This window comes from Desulfosporosinus sp. OT (assembly GCF_000224515.1).
GTDB lineage: Bacteria > Bacillota > Desulfitobacteriia > Desulfitobacteriales > Desulfitobacteriaceae > Desulfosporosinus.
This window is the reverse complement of the sequence record NZ_AGAF01000021.1, coordinates 22223-42875: the sequence shown is the minus strand read 5'-3', so window position 1 is coordinate 42875 and position 20653 is coordinate 22223. Positions and strand designations below refer to the sequence as shown.

The following is a 20653-nucleotide window of genomic DNA, read 5'->3' as shown; positions in this document are numbered from 1 at the left end:
GATATTGACTTCATGCCCTTTCTCTTTGGCAAACTTCGCAAGCTGCAAAGCTCGGGTGGCGCGGACAGGGTCCTCCAGCCCACGATTTAGCACAAATAGAAATTTTTCCAATGTAATTCCCTCCTCAAATTTTTTGGGTTTTAAATTATTTTTGATTCCAATTCAGAAACCCATATTATTGGTGAGTCAACTACTATAGCTAGTAACAAAAGATAATATGACGAATAAATACAGCTAAGCTGAAAGGAAAAATGTCGTAATTGACGCCTTTACTCTTCTTTCATCGGGCAAGAGGAATTATTTAATTCAATATCAGCTTCTATTTGACTCCAAGCAGCTTCTTTAATGTTGACATTCTCAAGTAGATCGATAAGGTCTCCTCTTCCGAAATAACCCGGAACCCCCTTGGCATCTATGGTCATGAGAACGACCGGAATTCCCTTAAAGACAGGTAATAATGCTTTGATAATCATCGTTGCGTTAATTGCATTTTGGAACATAGCCGGCTGGACAGAAACAACTGCACAGGTTTTGCCCTGTTCAGTTATAACAGCTCCTTCAAATTTACTTTTCACGAAATTCATCTCCTATTTGTTATAATCGACATGCTATAGATTAGAGTTCGACAGGCATCCTAGAAACCCTGCAAAAAATAGGTGGTAAAGATAAATTACAAGTGAACACACCCCACCTAATTGATGGTCAGAAGGAACCCACCCAATAGGAATCTTTCGGACTTAATATAAAACAAGGGGTAGGTAATCCTTAGTATTATGAATTACCTACCCTTATTTTAAGTATCGTTTATCGCCTGGGTGGCTCGTCTTTTAGTGTTTTACAAAGACAACGTTAACGGCCTTGATAAGAGCTTCTACGGTATCTCCTTCTTTAAATCCAGCGTCTTCGAGGCTTTCCCGCGTCATCACGGACGCGACTTCCGGTGCATTGTTTCAATCCGCAACACTTATTTTAACTAAAGCCATAATGTCATCTCTCTTGATCTCATCGATAACTCCCAAAAGCTTGTTTCGTACCCCTGCTTCCATTAAGAGCACCTCCTTTATTTTCCCGATTATAGTTACCAGAAGTGCCTTAAATGATACTCGTTTTTTAAATATTGAAGTGTTTTTTGATGTTCATCATCAGCTATGCCAACCTAAAGCTCTAAAGAGCGCAACAGCGGCCTCAGCGCGGCTTACTTCGTCACGCGGGGCCAGTACCTGTCCTTCTACCTTTAGGATACCCGAACTACTGGCCAGGGCAATATAGCCTAAGGCATCTGGGTTAATTTGAGCAGCATCTTGGAAATTGACTTGATAAATATCTTTTAGTTCCGCTACCTTAGCTAACTGAATATAGCGAATTAAAACTTTGGCTAAGAGTTCACGGTTTACATAATCTCCAGGCTGAAGATCTTCTTTTAACCAGCCCTCTTCTTTAGCCTTGGTCATGACTTCAATGTCAGAAAGGCCATTATTTCCCCACAACCCAAACCGGCTAAGATACATGGCTCGCAACAACGAAGCAATACTCATTTTCTCCTGAGGTTTAAAACTGCTGGCAAAATCACCGAATAACCCGGCTTGCCCAAGAGCTGCGATTTCCTGAGCTCCATTGACTCCAGTCAGATCGGTAAAAGTATAGGGTTTTGCCCCTTTCTCCAACGGCTGTCCTTGGTAATCAAGCAGTTCTCCACTTTTAGCGTCCATCGTATTGGAGAGTGGCGTGCTGCGGTCTGGGTTAAATGGAAGATAAACTAACCGCAAATTTCCTGGCAACCCATTGGAATAAATCCGGACATAAGCTAGAGTCAAGGGGCGAGCCTTGAGAAATGATTCTGCAGCCTTGTCTTTACTGAGAATCCCGGAAACACCAGGTAAATCGAGTTCGGACCAGTTTAGGTCAAAACCAGTGACCACGCCTGCCACTGGATCCACATTGACGGTCATACCATTGTCCGGGAAATCCACGCCATTGGCTACTCGATGATACGAAAAAGATTGGGTATTCCAAGATTCCGGACCTATTTTACCATTCGAGTTATTATCGGGGTCTATAGTGACTTGGCTAAATCGTTTGGTTTGAACTTTTTTAAGGAATTCTTCGCCCAACTTTTGCGCTGCAATTCGGTCGAGTTTCGTCTCAGTCTTCCCTGTCTGGGCAAAAGAGAGGTTAAACCCTAGTAATTCGCCCGTTGTGGCACTGACCCTGGCGCTTAGAGATTGCGGCTTCCCTTCCTCGGTTTCCGGTCCTGTATTGTTCCAGTCAAAGCTCCAGATGCGCTGATCCGGATTGCGCCAATCTGTACCCAGATTCGCACTGCGTAAGGTTAAGTTATTGGCAATTGTAACCCAGCGCTGCACTGCAGCAATTGCCTCATCCCGTTTAAGAAGCAGAGCAGTCCGATCTATCTCTTGTTGTTCCTGAGGGGTCAGCACAGGTATCCCATTGGCACTCTGATTCACTCCTTTGTCATAGGCCCCCATCCCGCCACTTATAGCCGAATCAGTTGCCAGCCAATCTCCCGCTCCAAGCTCAAGAGGTTCGCCGGTTAAGGCATCGATTGCTCCCCCGTTTTGGCCCGTTAATTGGTAAACCAGCTTAGCTGCTGTCTTTTGTCCCACAATCAAAGGTTTATAGGGAGCAGAAGCCCAATATTGGAGTTTAAAAAAGGGAGCCTTTGTAAAGGCCTGTTGGGCCTGAGTGACGCTAATTACGCCCTTTACCTCGGGCGCTTGCACCTCACTCCAATTGAGATTAAAGGAAGTGATGTGTCCATCGCTGCCAGAGACCTGCACATTTGCTCCATTACTAAGAAAAGGCAAGTTGTTGATAAGCCGTTGGTATTGAAAAGCGTAGTAGACCGGGCTGTTATTGCCGAGTGGCATTATCTCTTGATCGCTTGGGATCAAGCGCAATTGTTTAGCACGGTCGCCCAACAGCTGACTCAGCAAATGATTACTGATTTCTTGCGCTTTGGTTTTGGTTATCGCTGGAAGTGCCCCGTTATTGCTCGCTTGGTCATCGTTTTTCCAATAGTTCATGCTTAGAATATCGCCATTCGAAGCACTAACTTCAGCCGTAAACGATCCCGGTTGTTTTGCCGAGCCATTCCAGTGCAAAGACCAGACCTGGCGATCATCGTAGGTATTGTATGTAGAATTAAAGTCAGTGTAATCACTAGGTACATCAAAGTTCGTTTTAACGATAAGAATTGCTTTTTCCAAGGAAATTTCAGGCATAGCTAAGGTTTGCATAGCCGATGAGCTACTGATTTCTCCCGCCAGGGCGACTGGCCCAGGAATCATTTGTCCCAACATCAGGGTAACCCCCATAACAGCTAGGGCATGCCGCCAATTTTTTTGCATAGGTTAGCCACCTCTCTTTTTTCTTTCTTGAATATAATAATGATCACTGTTTAACACCTTATACCTAACCTCTTATATCTCTTATACCTTTTATACCTCTTATACCCTGTCACCTCTTTACATCATATAAAATTTTGCTTGTCCCCTCCATCTTAGACTTGAGAGTTTCTCTCCCCCTCCAGTTCCCTAATATAATAGACGGAGCTAACCTGAGCTTTCTGACAGAGAATTTATTGACTTATTTCTACTTTTTTCATATTGACTCATATTGTTGGGTGACTTCTTCAGCAAAACAGCCCTCGCTAAACAGCCTAAATGACTTTCAGCGAGAGCTGTCAATTTTTTGATAAAATCTCTAATCTATCCTCGGAAGTAATTCACTCCACCGGCGAAAATGGGTTGATACTTATTACCAGGAACATTAATCGCTATCTGACTTCCGGTTCTTTCCGAATGGGCCATTTTGCCTAGAATCCGTCCATCGGGGCTGGTGATCCCTTCAATTGCTTCGTAGGAGCCATTCGGTGTATAAATAATATCATTGCTAGGGTTACCAGCGAAATCGACATATTGAGTTGCAACCTGCCCATTAGCAATCAACGTCTCAATCATATCAGTACTGGCCACAAATCGTCCTTCTCCATGTGAGACGGGCACGGTATGAATATCTCCCAGGTTTACCCCGCTAAACCAAGGGGACAAGACGGAAACAACCTTCGTTTGGACCATACAGGAAACGTGACGCCCGATTTTATTATACGTTAGGGTTGGAGATTCCTCCATCAAATCGATGACTTCACCGTATGGAACGAGCCCAAGCTTTATTAAAGCTTGGAAGCCATTACAAATCCCGAGCATTAAACCATCACGGTGCTTGATCAATTCCAGCACCGCTTCGTTAATCCGAGGATTTCTGAACATGGTCGCGATAAACTTGCCAGAACCATCCGGTTCATCTCCGGCACTGAACCCTCCCGGAAGCATGACGATTTGCGCCTGCTTAATCTTTTTAACCATCTCCTCAATGGATTGCTCCACATCTGAAGCCGTTAGGTTTCTGATCACCAGAGTTTCAACCAAGCCTCCAGCTTTCTCAAAAGCCTTAGTCGCATCGTATTCACAGTTAGTACCTGGAAATACAGGAATTAAGATTTTTGGTTTGGCGATTTTAGTAGAAGCTTTTTGAGTATTCCGCAAGCGATAACTTATTTTTTGTGGTTGGGAGACTTGCTCGGTTTGCGTTGGAAAGATTTTTTCCAAAGGCTTTTCCCAGGCCTGTAAAGCAACATTCAGCTCAAGATCCACTTCATTAACCGTGATCACAGGCTTTTCTTGAGTATTGCCAATTAGTTGGTACGCTACCTCGCCAAAAACATCCGCTAGATTGACCGTTTCTCCGATTTCTAAGACTAGTGAACCATAGTCCGCCGAAAACAAGCGTTTAATATCTATCGGACGATTAAAGACCATCCCGATTCGATTGCCGAAAGACATTTTGCTGAGAGCAGCGGCCAGCCCTCCCATTGTTACGGTATGTGTTGCCATAACAACTCCAGAATTTATTAACTCAGTAATCTTCTGATAGTTTTTAACCAGCCGTTCAAAATCCGGAATTTCATGTTCATCTCGGGTGGCAGCAACCAAAACGACTTGACTACCGACCTGTTTAAATTCTTGAGACACAACCTTATCTGCACGGGTGACATTGACGGCAAAGGCAACTAATGTCGGAGGTACATGCAGATCCATGAAGGTCCCAGACATACTGTCTTTTCCTCCGATGGCGGGGATCTCCAGTTTTTTCTGCGCATAAAATGCCCCGAGTAAAGCACTAAACGGTTTTCCCCACTTTTCCGGATCTGTCCCAAGCCGTTCAAAATACTCCTGCAGGGTAAGACGTACGTTACGATAATCTCCACCCAGGGCAACGATCTTAGTCACCGCCTCAATGACGGCATATAAGGCACCGTGAAAAGGACTCCATTTAGCCAGCTGTGGATTATAGCCATAGGTCATCATCGTCGCAGTATTCGTTTCTCCAGTGAGCACAGGAAGTTTAGCCACCATACCTTCTGTCGGAGTTACTTGATACTTACCACCCAACGGCATCAGGACTGAAGACATTCCGATGCTGCTGTCAAACCTTTCCACCAGTCCTTTTTGGCTGCAGACGTTTAAATCAGCTAAATTAGCCAACCAAGCTTCTTGCCAAGCGAGATTCTTGTTTTCGGCAACTAAAGCCTTGGTGACTGTTTCCGGCAACCTATTAAAATAGTTAATACTTGCCTCAGGAGTGGTTACTTGAACCTTCGTTTTTTGCTTAACACCATTGGTATTAAGAAACTCTCTGCTGATATCGACAATGGCCTGTCCCCGCCAAAGCATCTTAAGTCTAGGGTTATCACTAACCCGGGCCACTAAGGTGGCCTCAAGGTTTTCCTCCTGAGCATACAGGGCAAACGACTCAAAATCCTCAGCTCGAATAACGACTGCCATACGCTCCTGAGATTCAGATATAGCTAACTCAGTTCCATCAAGACCCTCGTATTTTTTCGGAACAGCATCCAGGTTAATTTCTAAGCCATCCGTTAATTCTCCAATGGCTACAGCTACGCCACCCGCTCCAAAATCGTTACATCGTTTAATCAGGGTACTAACCTGAGCATTACGGAAGAGTCTTTGAATCTTCCGTTCGGTTGGCGGATTTCCCTTTTGCACTTCCGCTCCACAAGTCAGTAAAGACTCCGCGGTGTGTTCTTTAGAAGAACCCGTAGCACCGCCACAGCCATCCCGACCTGTTCTCCCACCGACCAGTACGACAACATCCCCTGGTTCAGGGGCTTGACGGACTACGTTTCCGCGAGGGGCCGCCGCAATCACAGCCCCGATTTCCATCCGTTTGGCCACAAAGCCTTCATCATAGACCTCGACGACTTGCCCTGTGGCCAGCCCGATTTGATTGCCATAAGAACTATAACCGGAAGCCGCGCCGCGAGTTATCTTTCTTTGGGGTAACTTTCCTGTTAAGGTATCCGCAATTTTCGCCCTGGGATCGCCGCTTCCTGTCACCCGCATTGCTTGATAGACATACGTACGACCAGACAAGGGGTCCCGAATAGCACCACCCAAACAAGTAGCAGCCCCGCCAAACGGTTCGATTTCTGTGGGATGGTTATGGGTTTCATTCTTAAACATAACTAACCATTCTTCATTTCGACCGTCGATATCGACATTCACCACAATACTACAAGCATTGATCTCATCCGATTCATCAAGGTCTGGTAACAGCCCTTTTTTCTTCAGTTCTTTCATGCCTAAGATACCAAGGTCCATGAGGCAAATATCTCTGTTCGGTGGATTTTCACCATACACATAATCCCGAGATTTAAGGTATTCCTGATAGGCTGTTGTCAAAGGGGTTGCAAAATCCCCTTCAGCAAAAGAAACCTCTTCTATTTTGGTAAAAAAAGTAGTATGGCGACAATGATCGGACCAGTAAGTGTCAATTACTCGAATCTCTGTAATGGTCGGGTTTCTTTGCTCTGTATCCCGGAAATACTCCTGACAGAAAGTTAAATCCTCAAAACTCATCGCTAAGCCGGTTTCTTGAAAGAATGATCTCAACTCAGCAGGCGTCTTTTCCGTAAAATGATCGATGGTCTCTACATTTGGTGGAATAACGGCTTCAAATTCAAGACTTATGGGTTTTTCTAAAGAAGCTTCCCGTGATTCAACAGGGTTAATACAATAGTCCTTGATTTTACTGAAATCTTCCTCTGATAATTGGCCTTTTAAAACAATCACTTTAGCCGAAGCAATATGGGGTCGCTCTTTCTGCGTCAAAATCTGGACACATTGGGCAGCAGAATCCGCTCGTTGATCATATTGGCCGGGTAAGTATTCCATGGCAAAAACCAGATCCTCAGGGAAAATCTCCAGTTCCTCGTCAAACACCAAATCCAGCGGAGGTTCAGCAAAAATAATCGGACGAGACTTTAAATACTCCTCATCCGTAATACCGGAAATATCATAGCGATTAATAATTCTTAAGCCTGCCAGTCCTGCAATTCCTAGATTCTCCAATAAATCGTTATAGAGACCCTGAGCTTCAATATCATAGCCCGGCTTTTTTTCAACATAAATCCGTTTTACTTGTGATCCCATAAAATCCACAATCCTCCATCAGTTAATAATTTTTAAAGCTGCATTGGTTGTTTCGCGTGTTAAATATGTATAAGGCCATAGCACTTGTCTATGGCCTCGGCGCGCAAAATTAGGTACAAAACTCTTAGTTTGCATAATATCATGATTTTGCTGGAATTAAAAGAGGGAGCGACTTATCTTACATATTCACCACTGTCGTTGCATCAAATTCTTTCTCCGCGCCCGACTTAGTAATGTACTTGATTTGGATACTAATAGTTTGCCCCTTCGCAAATTTAAAGGTATCCCTGCCATTTTCATTGTTTAACTCTGAAACATATAAATCTAAGTCGGTATTGCCTGAACTGGGTAAACCTATATCCGTCCCCTGTGCGACCATCTCGCCATTAACAAAGACAGCCATCGGAGAACCAACTATAGCTACCGTCGGGTTGTAGTCCCAAGCCCATTGAATATGTGCTCCAAATTCTGTATTTCTCATGATTATGTATTTGATCTTTGCCGTTTCGGTAAAAGGCAATAGGACATGAAAATGACCATCCGGTTTGCCATCTCTCGTTAGGGCTTTAGGATTCAGCATATCGTCTTTTAAAGCAATCCAACTAAAATTCAGAGTCGGGGGTGTTGCATCGGTGCTTTGAGTTTTTGTGGTGGGTGGCAACTGAGATGACGGGGTGGATGTTTGAGGAGGATCAGTTGGTGAGTTAGTTGTAGTTTTTGTTGAACATCCGGCGGTTATTAAAAAAGGCAATAATAGCAAGGTCCATAAAATTCTTTTCAAAACAATAAATCTCCTTTTGATGGGGTATATACAACTTGCTGTGATAGATAAAGTTCATAGACCCTCCTAGCGGCATTGCCTATGCTCCACCTCATTTGCAATGATTGATAAAAACTACATTACTGACAAAGCCCAAAGATACAATGAGGCGACTGTCCCATAAGGAGTATACCTTTTCCGATATCTTTCGAATTTTTCCTTCGAGAGTTCCTTGAGGCCATATAAATTCATCATTCCTCTGCAGATTGCTAAATCTTTGTAGCTTACAACATCCGGTCGGCAGAATGAAAAAATCAGCAGCATTTCGGCGGTCCAAACTCCTACGCCATGAAGTGAGGAGAGTTTTTTTATGATCTCTTCGTCAGTCAGTGTATGAAGGCTTTTGAAATCTACAATTCCTAAATTAGCAGCATTGGCAATGCCTTTGATATATCCGGCTTTTCGCTCAGACATACCGCAAGCTTGAATTTCAGGCAGACTTACTTGGGCAATACTCTCTGGTGTAATGTCTTCCAACAGAGTACACAATCTATTCCATACAGTTGCTGCAGCTTTATTGGAAATCTGTTGACTAACAACACTGGAGATAAGTGCCCTAAATGGATCAGGCGTAATTTCCCGTTTAATGATCCCAATTTTGTCAATAGCCACAGCGAGCTTTTTATCCTTGCGCTTCAGGTGGTCTATTTCCTTTTGGCCATATTCAAAAAGCGCACAACCGGGCGCAGAGACTTGTTCCATATTCATACCTCCAGCAAGTATTCTATCACAGAGATATTCTCAGGGAAATACAGCCATACAGAATAATCCTTAACAACGTCATAACTCATAACGTCACAAACTAGGAATTAATCGTTGACATCATTGCATATTCTGTATATATTGTATATATACAGAATATGCAATGATGGTGAACAATCATTCAGAACAATTTCAAACTCTGGGTTAGTAACAGGGCCTTTACTAAAACTACAATCTGCCCTTAGTAGCCTAAATCAGTTATTTTGAGAAAGGAGGAAGCCGTCTGGCCATGAACATTATTATTACCAACTCTTCACCCGAACCAATCTATCAACAAATTGTTACGCAATTGAAAAATCTAATCCTGAGGGGCGAGCTCACAGAAGAAGAGGCATTGCCCTCGATTCGCACTCTTGCCAAGGAACTGCAGATTAGTGTGATCACCACGAAGCGAGCCTATGAGGAGCTAGAACGAGACGGCTACATTGAGACCGTGGCCGGCAAAGGTTCCTTTGTAGCTGCTCAAAACAAAGACTTGTTAAGAGAAAAGCGACTTCGCATTGTGGAAGAAAAGATAGCTATTGCCATCGCTGCAGCCAGAGTTGCAGGTTTGAAGCGTGAAGAACTCTTCGAGATGTTTAAGCTGCTCTATGATGAAATCTAGTCCTTCGACTTAATTCTTGCGATTAATACACGGATTTGAGAAAATGACGAAGAGAGGGAAGCAGGATGTTCAATCAACCTAAGGCAACGGACAGTATCTTAGAAGTTAATAAATTGACCAAGCATTTTAAGGATTTCTCCTTGAAAAATATTAGTTTTCAATTACCACGCGGCTATATCATGGGTTTTATCGGCCCGAACGGAGCGGGGAAAAGTACTACGATAAAACTTATTATGAATCTGCTGCCTAAAGACAGCGGCCAGATCAAGGTGTTTGGTCTTGATAACCTAGCACACGAACTTACTATAAAGAATCGTACTGCGTTCGTCTTTGATGAAAACCATTATTATGAGGAACTGTCCATCCGAACAATGGCCTCAATTGTGGCTTCCTTCTATAAACATTGGGAACCTCAGACCTTTGAGAAATTCTTAAAAGATTTTGAACTCAAACCTAAGCAAAAGATTAAAGAGCTTTCTAAAGGAATGAAAATGAAATTTTCTTTGGCCATTGCCCTTTCCCATGGGGCCGAGCTCCTAATCATGGATGAGCCAACGGCTGGCCTGGATCCGATCGCCCGAAGTGAATTTTTAGAGATCTTGGCTGCCTTGATTCAAGATGAGCAGAAATCCATCTTTTTCTCCACCCACATCACTACGGATCTTGACAAAATTGCCGATTTCGTTACCTTCCTTCATCACGGTGAAATCGTCTTGAGCGCCCCAAAGGATGACATCTTAGATAAATATGGGATCGTGAAGGGGGCTAACGATGTCCTTGACGAAGAAACAAAAAGTCAATTTGTAAGCATCAAGACCAATCAATTTGGTTTTGAAGGGCTGGTAAGAGATAAAGAGAGGGCCCTTCGTTATTTTAAGGAGCGAGCGATTGTCGAAAAACCGACTTTGGAGGATATTATGCTCTATACAGTGAGGGGTGAGCAGCATGGTTAATCTTATTTGGAAAGATTTCGTAATATTAAAGCGATATTTAATAATAGCTCCGATATATGGATTCTTGGTGTGCTTTGCCTTTAGCCACATCACAAATGGTGCTCTCAGTGCTGTAACCGTTGGGGTATCCTACATGCTCGTGATCCAAACCTGTTTATTAGATGACAAAAATAAGTCCGAACTAATGCTCAATAGCCTCCCCCTGCACCGCAAAGACATTGTCTTTGCCAAATATCTTTCTTGCTTCGTCTATGCAGTCCTCGCAATCTTGTTTTTCGGACTTGCTCAACTCGTGATATCCTTCACCGGTATCCCTATTCTCGAACATCAAATTACCCTGGAAGGAATTGCTGGGGCTATGGTCGCTATGATGATCTTAATTTCCTTCTATTTCCCATTTTACTTCAAGCTAGGCTATCTCCGCTCCAGAATGGTTGGAATGATTATGCTTTTTTCCTGCTTTTTCTTGATCCCTTTATTGAGAACCTTGTTTGTGTTTGGGCTCGAGGGCACGAACAACTCCACTTTACGAAATATTGTCACTTTTATGCAACGACTCGTGAGCTGGTTGCAAACCCTGGCGGATTGGCAAGTGGCTGGATATATCCTAAGCCTAGCCATTATCTTAATGGCTTGCTCAGTCAGTCTGTCTTTGAGGTTCTATATCAGAAGAGAATTTTAATAAAAAGTTAAAAGAGAGCATCTGCTTTTATCCTTGTATCGGCAGATGCTCTCTAATTTTATCAAGGCTTATAGATATCCGACTCTGGCAGAACCGTGGAAGGCTTGGAGGTTTCCGGTATGGACGGCAGTAATTTAAACGATAAATTAACCATGATCTTTCTATTAAGCTCAGCCTCTAAGACGCTCTCAATCGATGAGGCCGTATCTTTCGTTAAATTCTCCTCACCTTGGGCTGTTGCGTCAATGATGTATTTGGCAGAACTGCTGGAATAGGAAAAACTAAAAGCAACTAATTGAGCCTTAGATAAGTTTAACTGATCCTTAATAGCATATTCAATTGTTTTATCGGCATTGAGCACAGGCGGAGTTGTTGGCACTGGTTCGTTCTTTGGCTCATCAGTTGGAGGCGTGGTGTCTACAGACTTGGTTAAAGCATCAATTTCTTGATCCAATATAACCTTCATCTTAATTTCAGTAGGTTTTCCTATTTGTTTCTCTAAGCTGTTTTCCATAAGTTTAACTTTACTTCCATCTAGTTTATTAGTGGATCTGACTACCGTACTAATTAAGTATTTGTTATCCTGTAATGCATAGGAATAATTCACTAAATCCACACCCTCAAATGTAGCGGTGGTTTTATTTAAGGAATCATCAATTAACTTTTTCGTTTTCTCCTGAATTATGGTCGTATACATTATATACGATAACGGAATTGTAATGATCACAAATGCCGTTATAGAAATCACAAGCCGGCGATGGTTCATTTTTAAGATAGTTTGTTTGGTTAATTGATCAATTTCATCTTTGGTTGTAAAGCCTGAAAGTTTAAAGACGATAGCGCTGGCTAGATTTATGGCTATTAGATTGGTTAAGAACAAAAGGAAACCACCAAAGGCAACGTTATATTCATTCTGAACTAAGCCTGTTCCAACCACACAAAGCGGAGGCATAATAGCCGTTGCAATAGCTACTCCGGGAAGTACTGAACTTTCTTTTTTATGGCACATTGTATAGGCACCAGCTGCGCCAGAAGCAAAGGCTATAATCAAATCAATTAAGGTAGGTTTTGTTCTTAATAAGATCTCAGCAGTTAAACTTCTGGAGGGTAAAAAAAGTGATGTAAAGACACTCACTATAATTGCCACAATAGTACCTAAAATAATTGCCTTAATCGATTTGCTAAACATCTCAGAATCGCCTAAGGTCATCGAAAACGACATTCCTATAATCGGACTCATAATCGGGGAAATGAGCATTGCTCCTATTATAACCGCGGTGCTATTGGTGAGTAGTCCCAATGTGGCAACTAAGGCGGCTAAAACTACTAACAGGAAATAGGTGATTCCTATCGGGGATTCCATTTTGATGGAATCGTAGACGACTTTTCTTTTCTCTTGTGAAATTGTTGGCAAAAACGCGACCATCTGTTGCTCTCCTTTTTTTAAACTTTCTTTATGGTTTACTAGATACATTTTTTACTTGATTAAGATATTCTCAAAGTATTTGGACGTTAATTATGTAACTGCTTTTCCAGCTTTTTAGAAACATTATATCACAACTTAATACTTTAATAAGAAAATCCGCTACTTTTGTTCTAAAGTAACGGAGTTAGTGTAAAAAATTGGTCTGTTATGAACGAGTCTTATGTCAAAATAGAGTCTATAAAACGCCTAAGTGCAATTTAAATCGAACATAGATGGCCAACGTCATTAACATAAAGATGAAAGAAATAGACCAATAATCCCTTGAGGCAAAAGAAATTTCGCGTATGGATGTGCAAGCCCGCGTTAAGCCGTACCCCCGATTAAGCATGGCCATCGATAGTGAATTAGCCATCAAAATTGAATTAATAAACATAGGAATCATAATTGGAAGGTACGAGCGAATGGGACCAACGATCCCCTTCTCTTTAAAATTTGTCCCACGCGCTTTTTGAGCTTCTAAAATTAGCTTGCGCTTTTTATCCAGGGTTGGAATAAATCGTATCGCCGTTGTCAACATCATCGATACCTCGGCAGGGACTTTCATCTTATGAAAAAATTGAGTGAAGTCATCCATAGAGGTGGTCAAAGTCAACACAGACGAAACGATCATCATACTAAAAAGACGTAAGATAAACGTAGTGCCCATCAGGAATCCACCCACAGTTGCCCCTAATCTGTTTCCAGGCAAAACATAAAAAAGGATCACTTGACTAGAAACCCGGTCGAAACGCTCAGGAGCAAATGTGAATCCTGTGATTAGAATAATCGATATAACGATAGGAATCAAAGGAAGTAACATTCCCCAGATCTTCCGCAACGGGATCTTTATCCACACGGCTAGGAGACTTATCAAAGTTAATATTAAAAGTTGATACTTTGGATCTTGAAATAGAAAGGAAAGAATGATGAATCCTATAAAGCCGAACATTTTAGTGCGTACATCAAGACGGTGAAGTAAGGTGTTTCCTGGTAAATACTCTATAAACATCCCGTTCTCTCCCCGCTTTCAAACATTGCCGTAAACTCACTTGATTCAATCAATATTTCTTCAGAGAGAATGTCCTTTAACTGCGAAGAGAGCCTACAGAGTTGAGGTGGGACAATGGCAGAGTTAAGTAGAAGCGATTCGTTGGAAAAAACATCTTGAGGGGTACTATCTAACAAAATCCCTCCGTCTTTCAGGACAATGACTCGCTTAGCATATTGCGCAACTAAGTCCATATCATGGCTAATCATAACAATTGTGGTCCCAGCAGCGTTCAGGTTACGAATTAAGGTCATCATTGTCTGAACTCCTGTCCAGTCTGAGCCAGTGGTCGGTTCGTCAATGATCAATAGTTTAGGCTTTAATACAAGAATTGAAGCCACGGCAATCATTTGCCGTTCTCCTTTGCCCAGACTAAACGGATGAACACTGCGAAATTTTTCCAACCCAGTATACTGAAGGACTTGGTCGATTCGTTCTCTGATTACTTGGCCTTTAAAACCCGCATTTTTGAGTCCGAATTCTAATTCTTTCTCGACAGTAGTGGAGAATATTTGGTGATCAGGATTTTGAAAAACATATCCAATAGTTCTTGCCAAATCATACGTTTCATACTGTAGGGTATTCATGCCTTCTACGATAACTTCTCCACTGGTTGGTTTCAAAAGTCCATTAAAATGTTTGGCCAAGGTTGTTTTCCCAGCACCGTTTTGCCCAATTAAAGCTACGAACTCGCCAACCTCAATCGTCAAATTAATTCCCTGCAAGGCAGGTTGACCTGAGTTGTACTGGTAAATTAGATTGCTGACCTGAACTGCTTTCACTTTGTCTGTCAAGTTCGGTTCCTGCTTCTTAAGAGGATCTTTTTTATGCCTTTCGCCCTGCCGATGTCCGTATTTAGGAAGCAACCCTCTGATCAAGCTTTCTGTGGCTGGGATGTCTAGAGGGATTTGGCCAAAAGAAATCCAGCCTTTTTCATAGAAATTCCATCCAATCTGACTGACTGGCAAAGGTTTAATCCCCCACTGACGCAAGAGGGGAAGATTGCGAAAAAGCTCAGCCGGAAGCCCTCTCCAAGCTACTTTCCCTTCGTTAAGAACGACGACTTCATCGGCCTTATGAATCAGATCTTCGCTGGAGTGTTCGACTAACAAAATAGTCAAATCCTTTTGGCGTCGTAAATCATCCAAGGTTTGATAGATTTCTGATCGTCCAATCGGATCGAGCTCAGACGTGGGTTCGTCCAGTACCAGAATTTCAGGTTCCATCACCAAGACACCCGCAATCGCCAAACGTTGTTTTTCGCCACCTGAGAGTTCCTCAGTTAAACGTTGGTTATAGCCTTTAAGGCGAACTTTTGCTAAGGTTTGATTCACCTTCTCTTTAATCTTGTCGAGAGGAACCAAGAAATTGCGCGGACCAAATGCGGTATCTTCTTCGACCGTGCGACCAATAATTTGTGTTTCCGGGTCTTGCAGGACAAGCCCAAGTACTTTGGACAACGACTGAACGGCTGTTTTACCGACGTTCTTTCCAGCTACATATACCTGCCCTGTTAGAATTCCCTCCATAAGCTGTGGAATCAAGCCATTGAGACACAAACTCAAAGTTGTTTTCCCTGCCCCTGTAGAGCCCATCAAAAGAATAAATTTCCCTTTTTCTACAGTTAAGCTGACGTTTTTCAAACTAGCTTCCACTGCGTTTGGATATCGATAGGAGATATTACTGAGTTCGATTGCATCTTCCAAGCGTTGAATAATTTTTGCGGTTTCCAATGTCTCCACGGTTTTCACCTCATCATCTAAATGAGCCGACTTCCTTTAATTGCTTTGTAGGCGATTGCCGAAATAATAACGTTCAGAGCTGCTCCAATGACAAGAAAAGGCATTAGCCCAATAACCCCGCCCATTCCCATCAGCGGGTACATAGCAAAGGATGATACGACACCATTAAGGATAATTCCTACGATGATCGCAGGAATCAAACCGAGCTTCTCATTTACCCACCGGTAACACAAAGCCCATAAAGCCATTTGGAAAGCAATATAAAGATGGACCGGAATCGTCATAGGAAATCCGACAACGGCAGAAGTCAGCAAATGCCCAAACGCAATGACAATGGCACCCGTTGGTCCCCCAAAGGCCAGAGCACTAAAAAATCCGGGTGCGGAATCCATACCAATGGTTCCAACAGGACTCGGGATCTTAATAAGCGCTCCAACAGCACTTAAGGCAATAAAAATGGCCATTATCGATAGTCTTTTGATATTCCAAGCGGAGAGTTTTAAGTCCCGTTGTTCTGTTCCTAAATTACTCATAAACTATTCCTCCTTAAAATTTAGTACAATCGACCGATTTTAGTTAAAGGTAAATTAGGGAAACTAGAAAATACCTGATCTAAGACCGTGGTTGATATAGATGACAAGGCAAAAATAAGACATGTCGACGGTCCCCCGGATTTATCCCAATCAAGCGTGCAGGTAGGATCAATATGCAAATGACCGTTAGATGTAGCGGCAAGTTGGTCAGCTTCAAAACGTATCCCTCTTGACCCTACAGGAATGATATCGTGAATACTTGAGATGCCTAAGAGAACTTGAATAGCTTGCACATGAACAATTTCTGGATCATTAGGATCATTGAGCTCAGGTCCGACTTTAGGAATGCCTAAACAGTAGACAAAATCTCCTATTTGAGCTGTTCCTACACGCAACTTGTTTTTTTCGACGACACCAATCGCACTAATTCCGAGGCCAGTTTGTTTTGTTGGTTTGTTTTTTTCCGTACTGATCGCCATAGGGAGAGTTTTTAAGCCGACGGATTCTAGTTCATCGTTCACCCCCTTTAATAGCTCATCCCCCGTTGGGTACGGCTCATTAGAAATCGCCACAGTCAACATCTGTGGCATAGCTCCAGTGGAAAGGACCTCCAACAATGCAACTCGTGTAGTTAACTTTCCTGTAATGAACCATGAAATCTTAAACGCATCAAGCTCTTTCATCCCAATACCACCGCAGGAATCACAGGAAGCTACCAGATATTGATCTTTATTTATCGCAACAACCTCAACATCCCGGCCCAGATATCCCAATCGTTTTCACCCCATCCCCTTAAACAAATTAAAGCTCATAGTCGAATCTTCATTTTCAACATTAGATCGAAAATAAAAACCGACCATGAACTTTACCTTGATTCATGATTTACTAGGTTACAGGCAGGTCTCCTGACTCAGAGTCATCAACTTTTTGCGCCTTCCCAGTTTCCCAGTGGCAATGCATAAGTCTCCTCTTTACAGTGGTGGGTCCGTCCGGGATTCTCACCCAGTTCCCTATTCTCCCTTTTAAGGGCACCAGTAACACTGAATATTTAATTATATTTATTTTAAGGCAAACAACATTGGATTACAAGGTAATTTTTAGGAAGATGCTTCACGGTTTATTAACTTAGAAAAAATTTTATTTGATGATTTCCTCATTATGTGCTTTCTTACTTAAAAGTCCGGCCGAAGCAATAAATTTCAAAGCATCTTCAGAAGAAGCTTCGAGCTGTTGGACTTTCTCTTCTGGTACAAGAATCAGATTTCCGGCCCATTGCATTGACTGCATTAAGTAGACTGCCACATATCCCTTGGGAATAAATACGCTTTCTTCGTCATTCGTCAGAAATCCTAACAGCTTGAGCTCATCGGACATATTGACCATGACTAAACGCGAGAAGCCCTTCTTATTTGCTGAAAACGAATTCACTGTGTCCTTAATAATTCCATAGATGCTCCCAAGAAGTGGCACTTTAATAAAGATCTTATCCACATAATCCAGTAATCGGTTCGTCAACCAGTTCGATGCTAATAAACCAACCAGGAAGATGACAGCAAGTGTAACAATCAATCCGAGTCCAGGGAAATATAAGCCTGCACGCTCCAGTAACCCTTTAAACAATCCATCCGTTATTAAAAACATTTTATACACAATGTAGAACGTAATTGCTAAAGGTGTTAGGACTAAAAGGCCCTTTAGAAAAATCCCGATAAATTTCTTCAAAGTTTTCCTCTCCAAATTCCTAAAATAAAATTGACATATTACGTATTAGTTTATTTATTATCCAACAGGTCCATTATTATACCAGATAATGCCAATGTCAAATTTTCTTAAGAACTTTGCATAACTTTTAACTGACTCATCGCCCCGACTAGGAATGAAAAAAGCCAAAATACGTGAGCACGAAAATTCCAAGCACAATCCTGTAGTATGCAAAGGGCTTGAAATTCTTTTTGCTTACGTAATTCATAAACGCTGAAATTACCATCCAAGCCACAATAAACGATACCAAGAACCCAACAGCTATGACCAGTATCTCATGCCCCGACAAGAACATTCCATTTTTCAAGAATGTGTAACCAGAAGCTGCAACCATCGTAGGAATTGCCAAAAAGAAGGAAAATTCAGCAGCTACGACTCGAGAGGCACCCAATAACATGGCCCCGATTATGGTCGCAGCGGAGCGCGAGGTACCAGGGACCATTGCTAAACATTGAATAAGACCGATCAAAAAAGCAGTCTTGTAATCTAAATGTTGGATTGAATTGATGCGAGCAGTAGACCTCCTGCTTTCTATGTACACTAGAATTAATCCCCCAACAATTAGAGAAATAGCCACAACTGTCGTATTAAACAAATGTTCTTCTATGTATTTATCTAATAAGAACCCAATACCAAGAGCGGGGATTACTCCCACAATTGTCTTTTTCCATAACTCAAAAATTTTATGATTTTTAGAAGAGTTGTTATGCCCCAGAGGAATAAGCCTTTTCCAAAAGTAGACAACCACCGAGAGGATAGCACCTAGTTGGATTACCACATCAAACATCTTCGCAAATTGCCCCGTGAACCCGATAAACTGGTTAACTATAATTAGATGTCCTGTAGAAGAGATCGGAAGAAATTCGGTAATTCCTTCGACAATTCCCAAAATTATAGCGCTAATAAAATCATTCATTAAACCATCTCATTTCTGCAAGATTTTTTGGTGTGAGCTTCCAGTCTCCCTCCATTACTTTACTCTGCTCCTCAATTAAATACAACTACAGTTTTGCTCGCCTAGTATTTTTTTGTTTATGAACCAAAGTTTGGCGACATATCACTTACCTTTGTATGGCGGAATTGTTCTTTTTGTTCCATCAATTCTTTGATGGGAGGACTGGCGACAAAATTGTCCCTTATCGTGGCCGTGATTGTTGTCATTTGCCTTACTATGTAAATATAGACGTTTGAGCTCTTGAACCGTTTGCATTTTCTTAAATATTCCGACTGGGACTATAACGAGGTCACTCCACAGCTTGTCGCTCTAAAACAGCATCTTTCAAAGTTAATAGCCGATCCGGATGTGGTTCTGGAAATCATCGACGAAATTCATGATCTGAGCGCTGCTGAAGCGCGGACACAGGAATTTTTTGATTTATTGGATTCTACTGGCGTTGTATTTGATAATCTGGAGCAGGCTGGTGCGATAATGCTACTTATCGTTGATGTACGCAACAATACCCGTTTGTGGACCAATTACGGCCATACGCCCAATGAACTTTCTTCTCGCGAAAAATCAAACCTGCGACTGCTTCCCTCAGTTCAAACTAAGTATATCCAGAAGGTCGGCAGGAACGATCCATGTCCCTGTGGTAGTGGAAAAAAGTATAAGAAATGCTGCGGAAGATAATGTGTGCTCACAATTTGGACTACCACTCTAAATCTATTCAAATCCGTGTTTTTTTGACCATTCATTGTTATCAAATAGTACTTTACCGTCTTTATCACTTATTATTACATTTATTAACTTCACTTTTTTTAGTTGGAGTGGAATAATAAAGGCATTATGATTATCAACCAATGTAGTTGTCGTTATGTTATTCTCGTAACAGCATTTCACCGAGTAAGCATTCTTTAATATATCAAAATTATTAATGATCACTGTAGAAAACCCAATATAGCCCTGCTCTGATTCGTGATTATGATAAGCGATGGATACAGGTACAATATCTGAGTTATCATCTCCACTGCCGCCACCTGTATTGATGATATTCCCGTCCTGATCAGACGATAGTTCGATTGCTTTTGTTAGCTTAAGTATGCTTTCCGGGACAAGTGTTTTTTCCGGATCACTTAGTTCTTCTCTTGCAGTCTTATATAGCACTACGGTGTACTTGCCGATGTTCTGAACAGCCAGCGGTGATATGGAGTTTTCTTTCAGATATTTTTGGAGTTGAGCCTCTGAGAGCGAAGAATAGGTCTTATTGCTTCCCCCGGGATTATTTAAGGCAATAGCTTTGCCTTGCACTGAGTCGGTTTTAACGATTGCCCAGCCTTGATTGTAAGCAATTGTATAGAGATAATTCGTTCCGTCCCCCATTTTGGCAGTAATATAGCCACTCTTGCCATCCTGTTTCAAATAGATGCTGGGAGCTATACTCCCATAGTCCTGGTCTTCTCTGACCTGATTCAAAACATTCAACAAAGAAGAAGCATATGGTTCTTCTTGTTGATCATATAGCTGTTTTTCATCCACCTTATTTAGATCTTCCAATGAAAGATTGAATGAATTAGCAATATCCTTGGCCACATCCTGTTTGAAATTGCTTGACTTAACTATTGTTTCTTGTGATGAGTATGGTGAATTTGTCGATGTCTTAAAATTTGTTAGCAATACAGAACCAAAGACAATAATGAGTGCAATTAATAATGCAAACCATCTATAGGAATATTTGCTGAATAATGATATCACTTTTATCCCTCCTCTGATGCGGATTTGCCTAAATCATTCTTATAGCACCATAAACATTT

At 41.9% G+C, this 20653-nt stretch carries 17 protein-coding genes and 1 riboswitch; of the genes, 4 read left to right on the top strand and 13 right to left on the bottom strand.

Annotated elements, in window-relative coordinates; all coding sequences use genetic code 11:
- Nucleotides 1-269: 269 nt before the first annotated feature.
- The 5 genes from DOT_RS01855 to DOT_RS01835 all read right to left on the bottom strand — a co-directional run bounded on the left by DOT_RS01855 (nucleotide 270) and on the right by DOT_RS01835 (nucleotide 9054).
- Entirely contained in the window at nucleotides 270-575 is a 306-nt protein-coding gene (locus DOT_RS01855; RefSeq protein WP_009613378.1) for a hypothetical protein, read from the bottom strand.
- A 567-nt stretch (nucleotides 576-1142) separates the two neighbouring features.
- A complete protein-coding gene (locus tag DOT_RS01850; protein WP_009613377.1) occupies nucleotides 1143-3368 on the bottom strand; it encodes a YcdB/YcdC domain-containing protein in 2226 nt (741 codons plus the stop codon).
- 360 nt (nucleotides 3369-3728) lie between these two features.
- The gene (locus DOT_RS01845; RefSeq protein ID WP_009613375.1) at nucleotides 3729-7532 is read right to left on the bottom strand and encodes a phosphoribosylformylglycinamidine synthase; all 3804 of its coding nucleotides are present in this window, start codon (nucleotides 7530-7532) and stop codon (nucleotides 3729-3731) included.
- A gap of 178 nt (nucleotides 7533-7710) precedes the next feature.
- Nucleotides 7711-8313: a hypothetical protein gene (locus DOT_RS01840; protein WP_009613373.1), complete on the bottom strand. Its 603-nt coding sequence runs from the start codon at nucleotides 8311-8313 to the stop codon at nucleotides 7711-7713.
- Nucleotides 8314-8427: 114 nt separating this feature from the next.
- On the bottom strand, nucleotides 8428-9054 hold the full coding sequence (locus tag DOT_RS01835) for a DNA-3-methyladenine glycosylase (RefSeq protein WP_009613371.1): 627 nt from the start codon (nucleotides 9052-9054) through the stop codon (nucleotides 8428-8430).
- A gap of 289 nt (nucleotides 9055-9343) precedes the next feature.
- On the opposite strand from DOT_RS01835, the gene DOT_RS01830 reads away from it, so the two are divergent.
- The 3 genes from DOT_RS01830 (at nucleotide 9344) to DOT_RS01820 (ending at nucleotide 11353) form a co-directional block, all read left to right on the top strand.
- Nucleotides 9344-9718 (top strand): GntR family transcriptional regulator, encoded by a 375-nt coding sequence (locus DOT_RS01830; RefSeq protein WP_009613370.1) that lies wholly within the window; start codon nucleotides 9344-9346, stop codon nucleotides 9716-9718.
- Nucleotides 9719-9783: 65 nt separating this feature from the next.
- Nucleotides 9784-10671, top strand: coding sequence for an ABC transporter ATP-binding protein (locus DOT_RS01825; RefSeq protein ID WP_009613368.1), 888 nt, complete (start codon nucleotides 9784-9786; stop codon nucleotides 10669-10671).
- On the top strand, nucleotides 10664-11353 hold the full coding sequence (locus tag DOT_RS01820; RefSeq protein WP_009613366.1) for an ABC-2 transporter permease: 690 nt from the start codon (nucleotides 10664-10666) through the stop codon (nucleotides 11351-11353). The genes DOT_RS01825 and DOT_RS01820 overlap by 8 nt, the downstream gene beginning before the upstream one ends.
- A gap of 61 nt (nucleotides 11354-11414) precedes the next feature.
- Here the strand turns inward: DOT_RS01820 and DOT_RS01815 are convergent, their stop codons facing one another.
- The 7 genes from DOT_RS01815 to DOT_RS01785 form a co-directional block, all read right to left on the bottom strand.
- Nucleotides 11415-12779: a TIGR00341 family protein gene (locus DOT_RS01815; protein WP_009613364.1), complete on the bottom strand. Its 1365-nt coding sequence runs from the start codon at nucleotides 12777-12779 to the stop codon at nucleotides 11415-11417.
- Between the two features lie 235 nt (nucleotides 12780-13014).
- Nucleotides 13015-13827, bottom strand: coding sequence for an energy-coupling factor transporter transmembrane component T (locus DOT_RS01810; protein WP_009613361.1), 813 nt, complete (start codon nucleotides 13825-13827; stop codon nucleotides 13015-13017).
- A complete protein-coding gene (locus DOT_RS01805; protein WP_009613360.1) occupies nucleotides 13818-15608 on the bottom strand; it encodes an energy-coupling factor transporter ATPase in 1791 nt (596 codons plus the stop codon). The genes DOT_RS01810 and DOT_RS01805 overlap by 10 nt, the downstream gene beginning before the upstream one ends.
- A gap of 17 nt (nucleotides 15609-15625) precedes the next feature.
- The gene (locus DOT_RS01800) at nucleotides 15626-16141 is read right to left on the bottom strand and encodes an ECF transporter S component (RefSeq protein WP_009613358.1); all 516 of its coding nucleotides are present in this window, start codon (nucleotides 16139-16141) and stop codon (nucleotides 15626-15628) included.
- Nucleotides 16142-16161: 20 nt separating this feature from the next.
- On the bottom strand, nucleotides 16162-16914 hold the full coding sequence (locus tag DOT_RS01795; protein WP_040410939.1) for a hypothetical protein: 753 nt from the start codon (nucleotides 16912-16914) through the stop codon (nucleotides 16162-16164).
- A gap of 104 nt (nucleotides 16915-17018) precedes the next feature.
- Nucleotides 17019-17192, bottom strand: a riboswitch (cobalamin riboswitch).
- Nucleotides 17193-17278: 86 nt separating this feature from the next.
- Entirely contained in the window at nucleotides 17279-17863 is a 585-nt protein-coding gene (locus DOT_RS01790; RefSeq protein ID WP_009613352.1) for a DUF502 domain-containing protein, read from the bottom strand.
- A gap of 148 nt (nucleotides 17864-18011) precedes the next feature.
- Entirely contained in the window at nucleotides 18012-18818 is an 807-nt protein-coding gene (locus tag DOT_RS01785) for an undecaprenyl-diphosphate phosphatase (RefSeq protein ID WP_009613349.1), read from the bottom strand.
- Nucleotides 18819-19097: 279 nt separating this feature from the next.
- On the opposite strand from DOT_RS01785, the gene DOT_RS31560 reads away from it, so the two are divergent.
- Entirely contained in the window at nucleotides 19098-19532 is a 435-nt protein-coding gene (locus DOT_RS31560; protein ID WP_242833746.1) for an SEC-C metal-binding domain-containing protein, read from the top strand.
- A 33-nt stretch (nucleotides 19533-19565) separates the two neighbouring features.
- Here the strand turns inward: DOT_RS31560 and DOT_RS01775 are convergent, their stop codons facing one another.
- Nucleotides 19566-20594, bottom strand: a complete 1029-nt coding sequence (locus DOT_RS01775; RefSeq protein WP_009613344.1) for a hypothetical protein — start codon at nucleotides 20592-20594, stop codon at nucleotides 19566-19568.
- Between the last annotated feature and the right edge of the window lie 59 nt (nucleotides 20595-20653).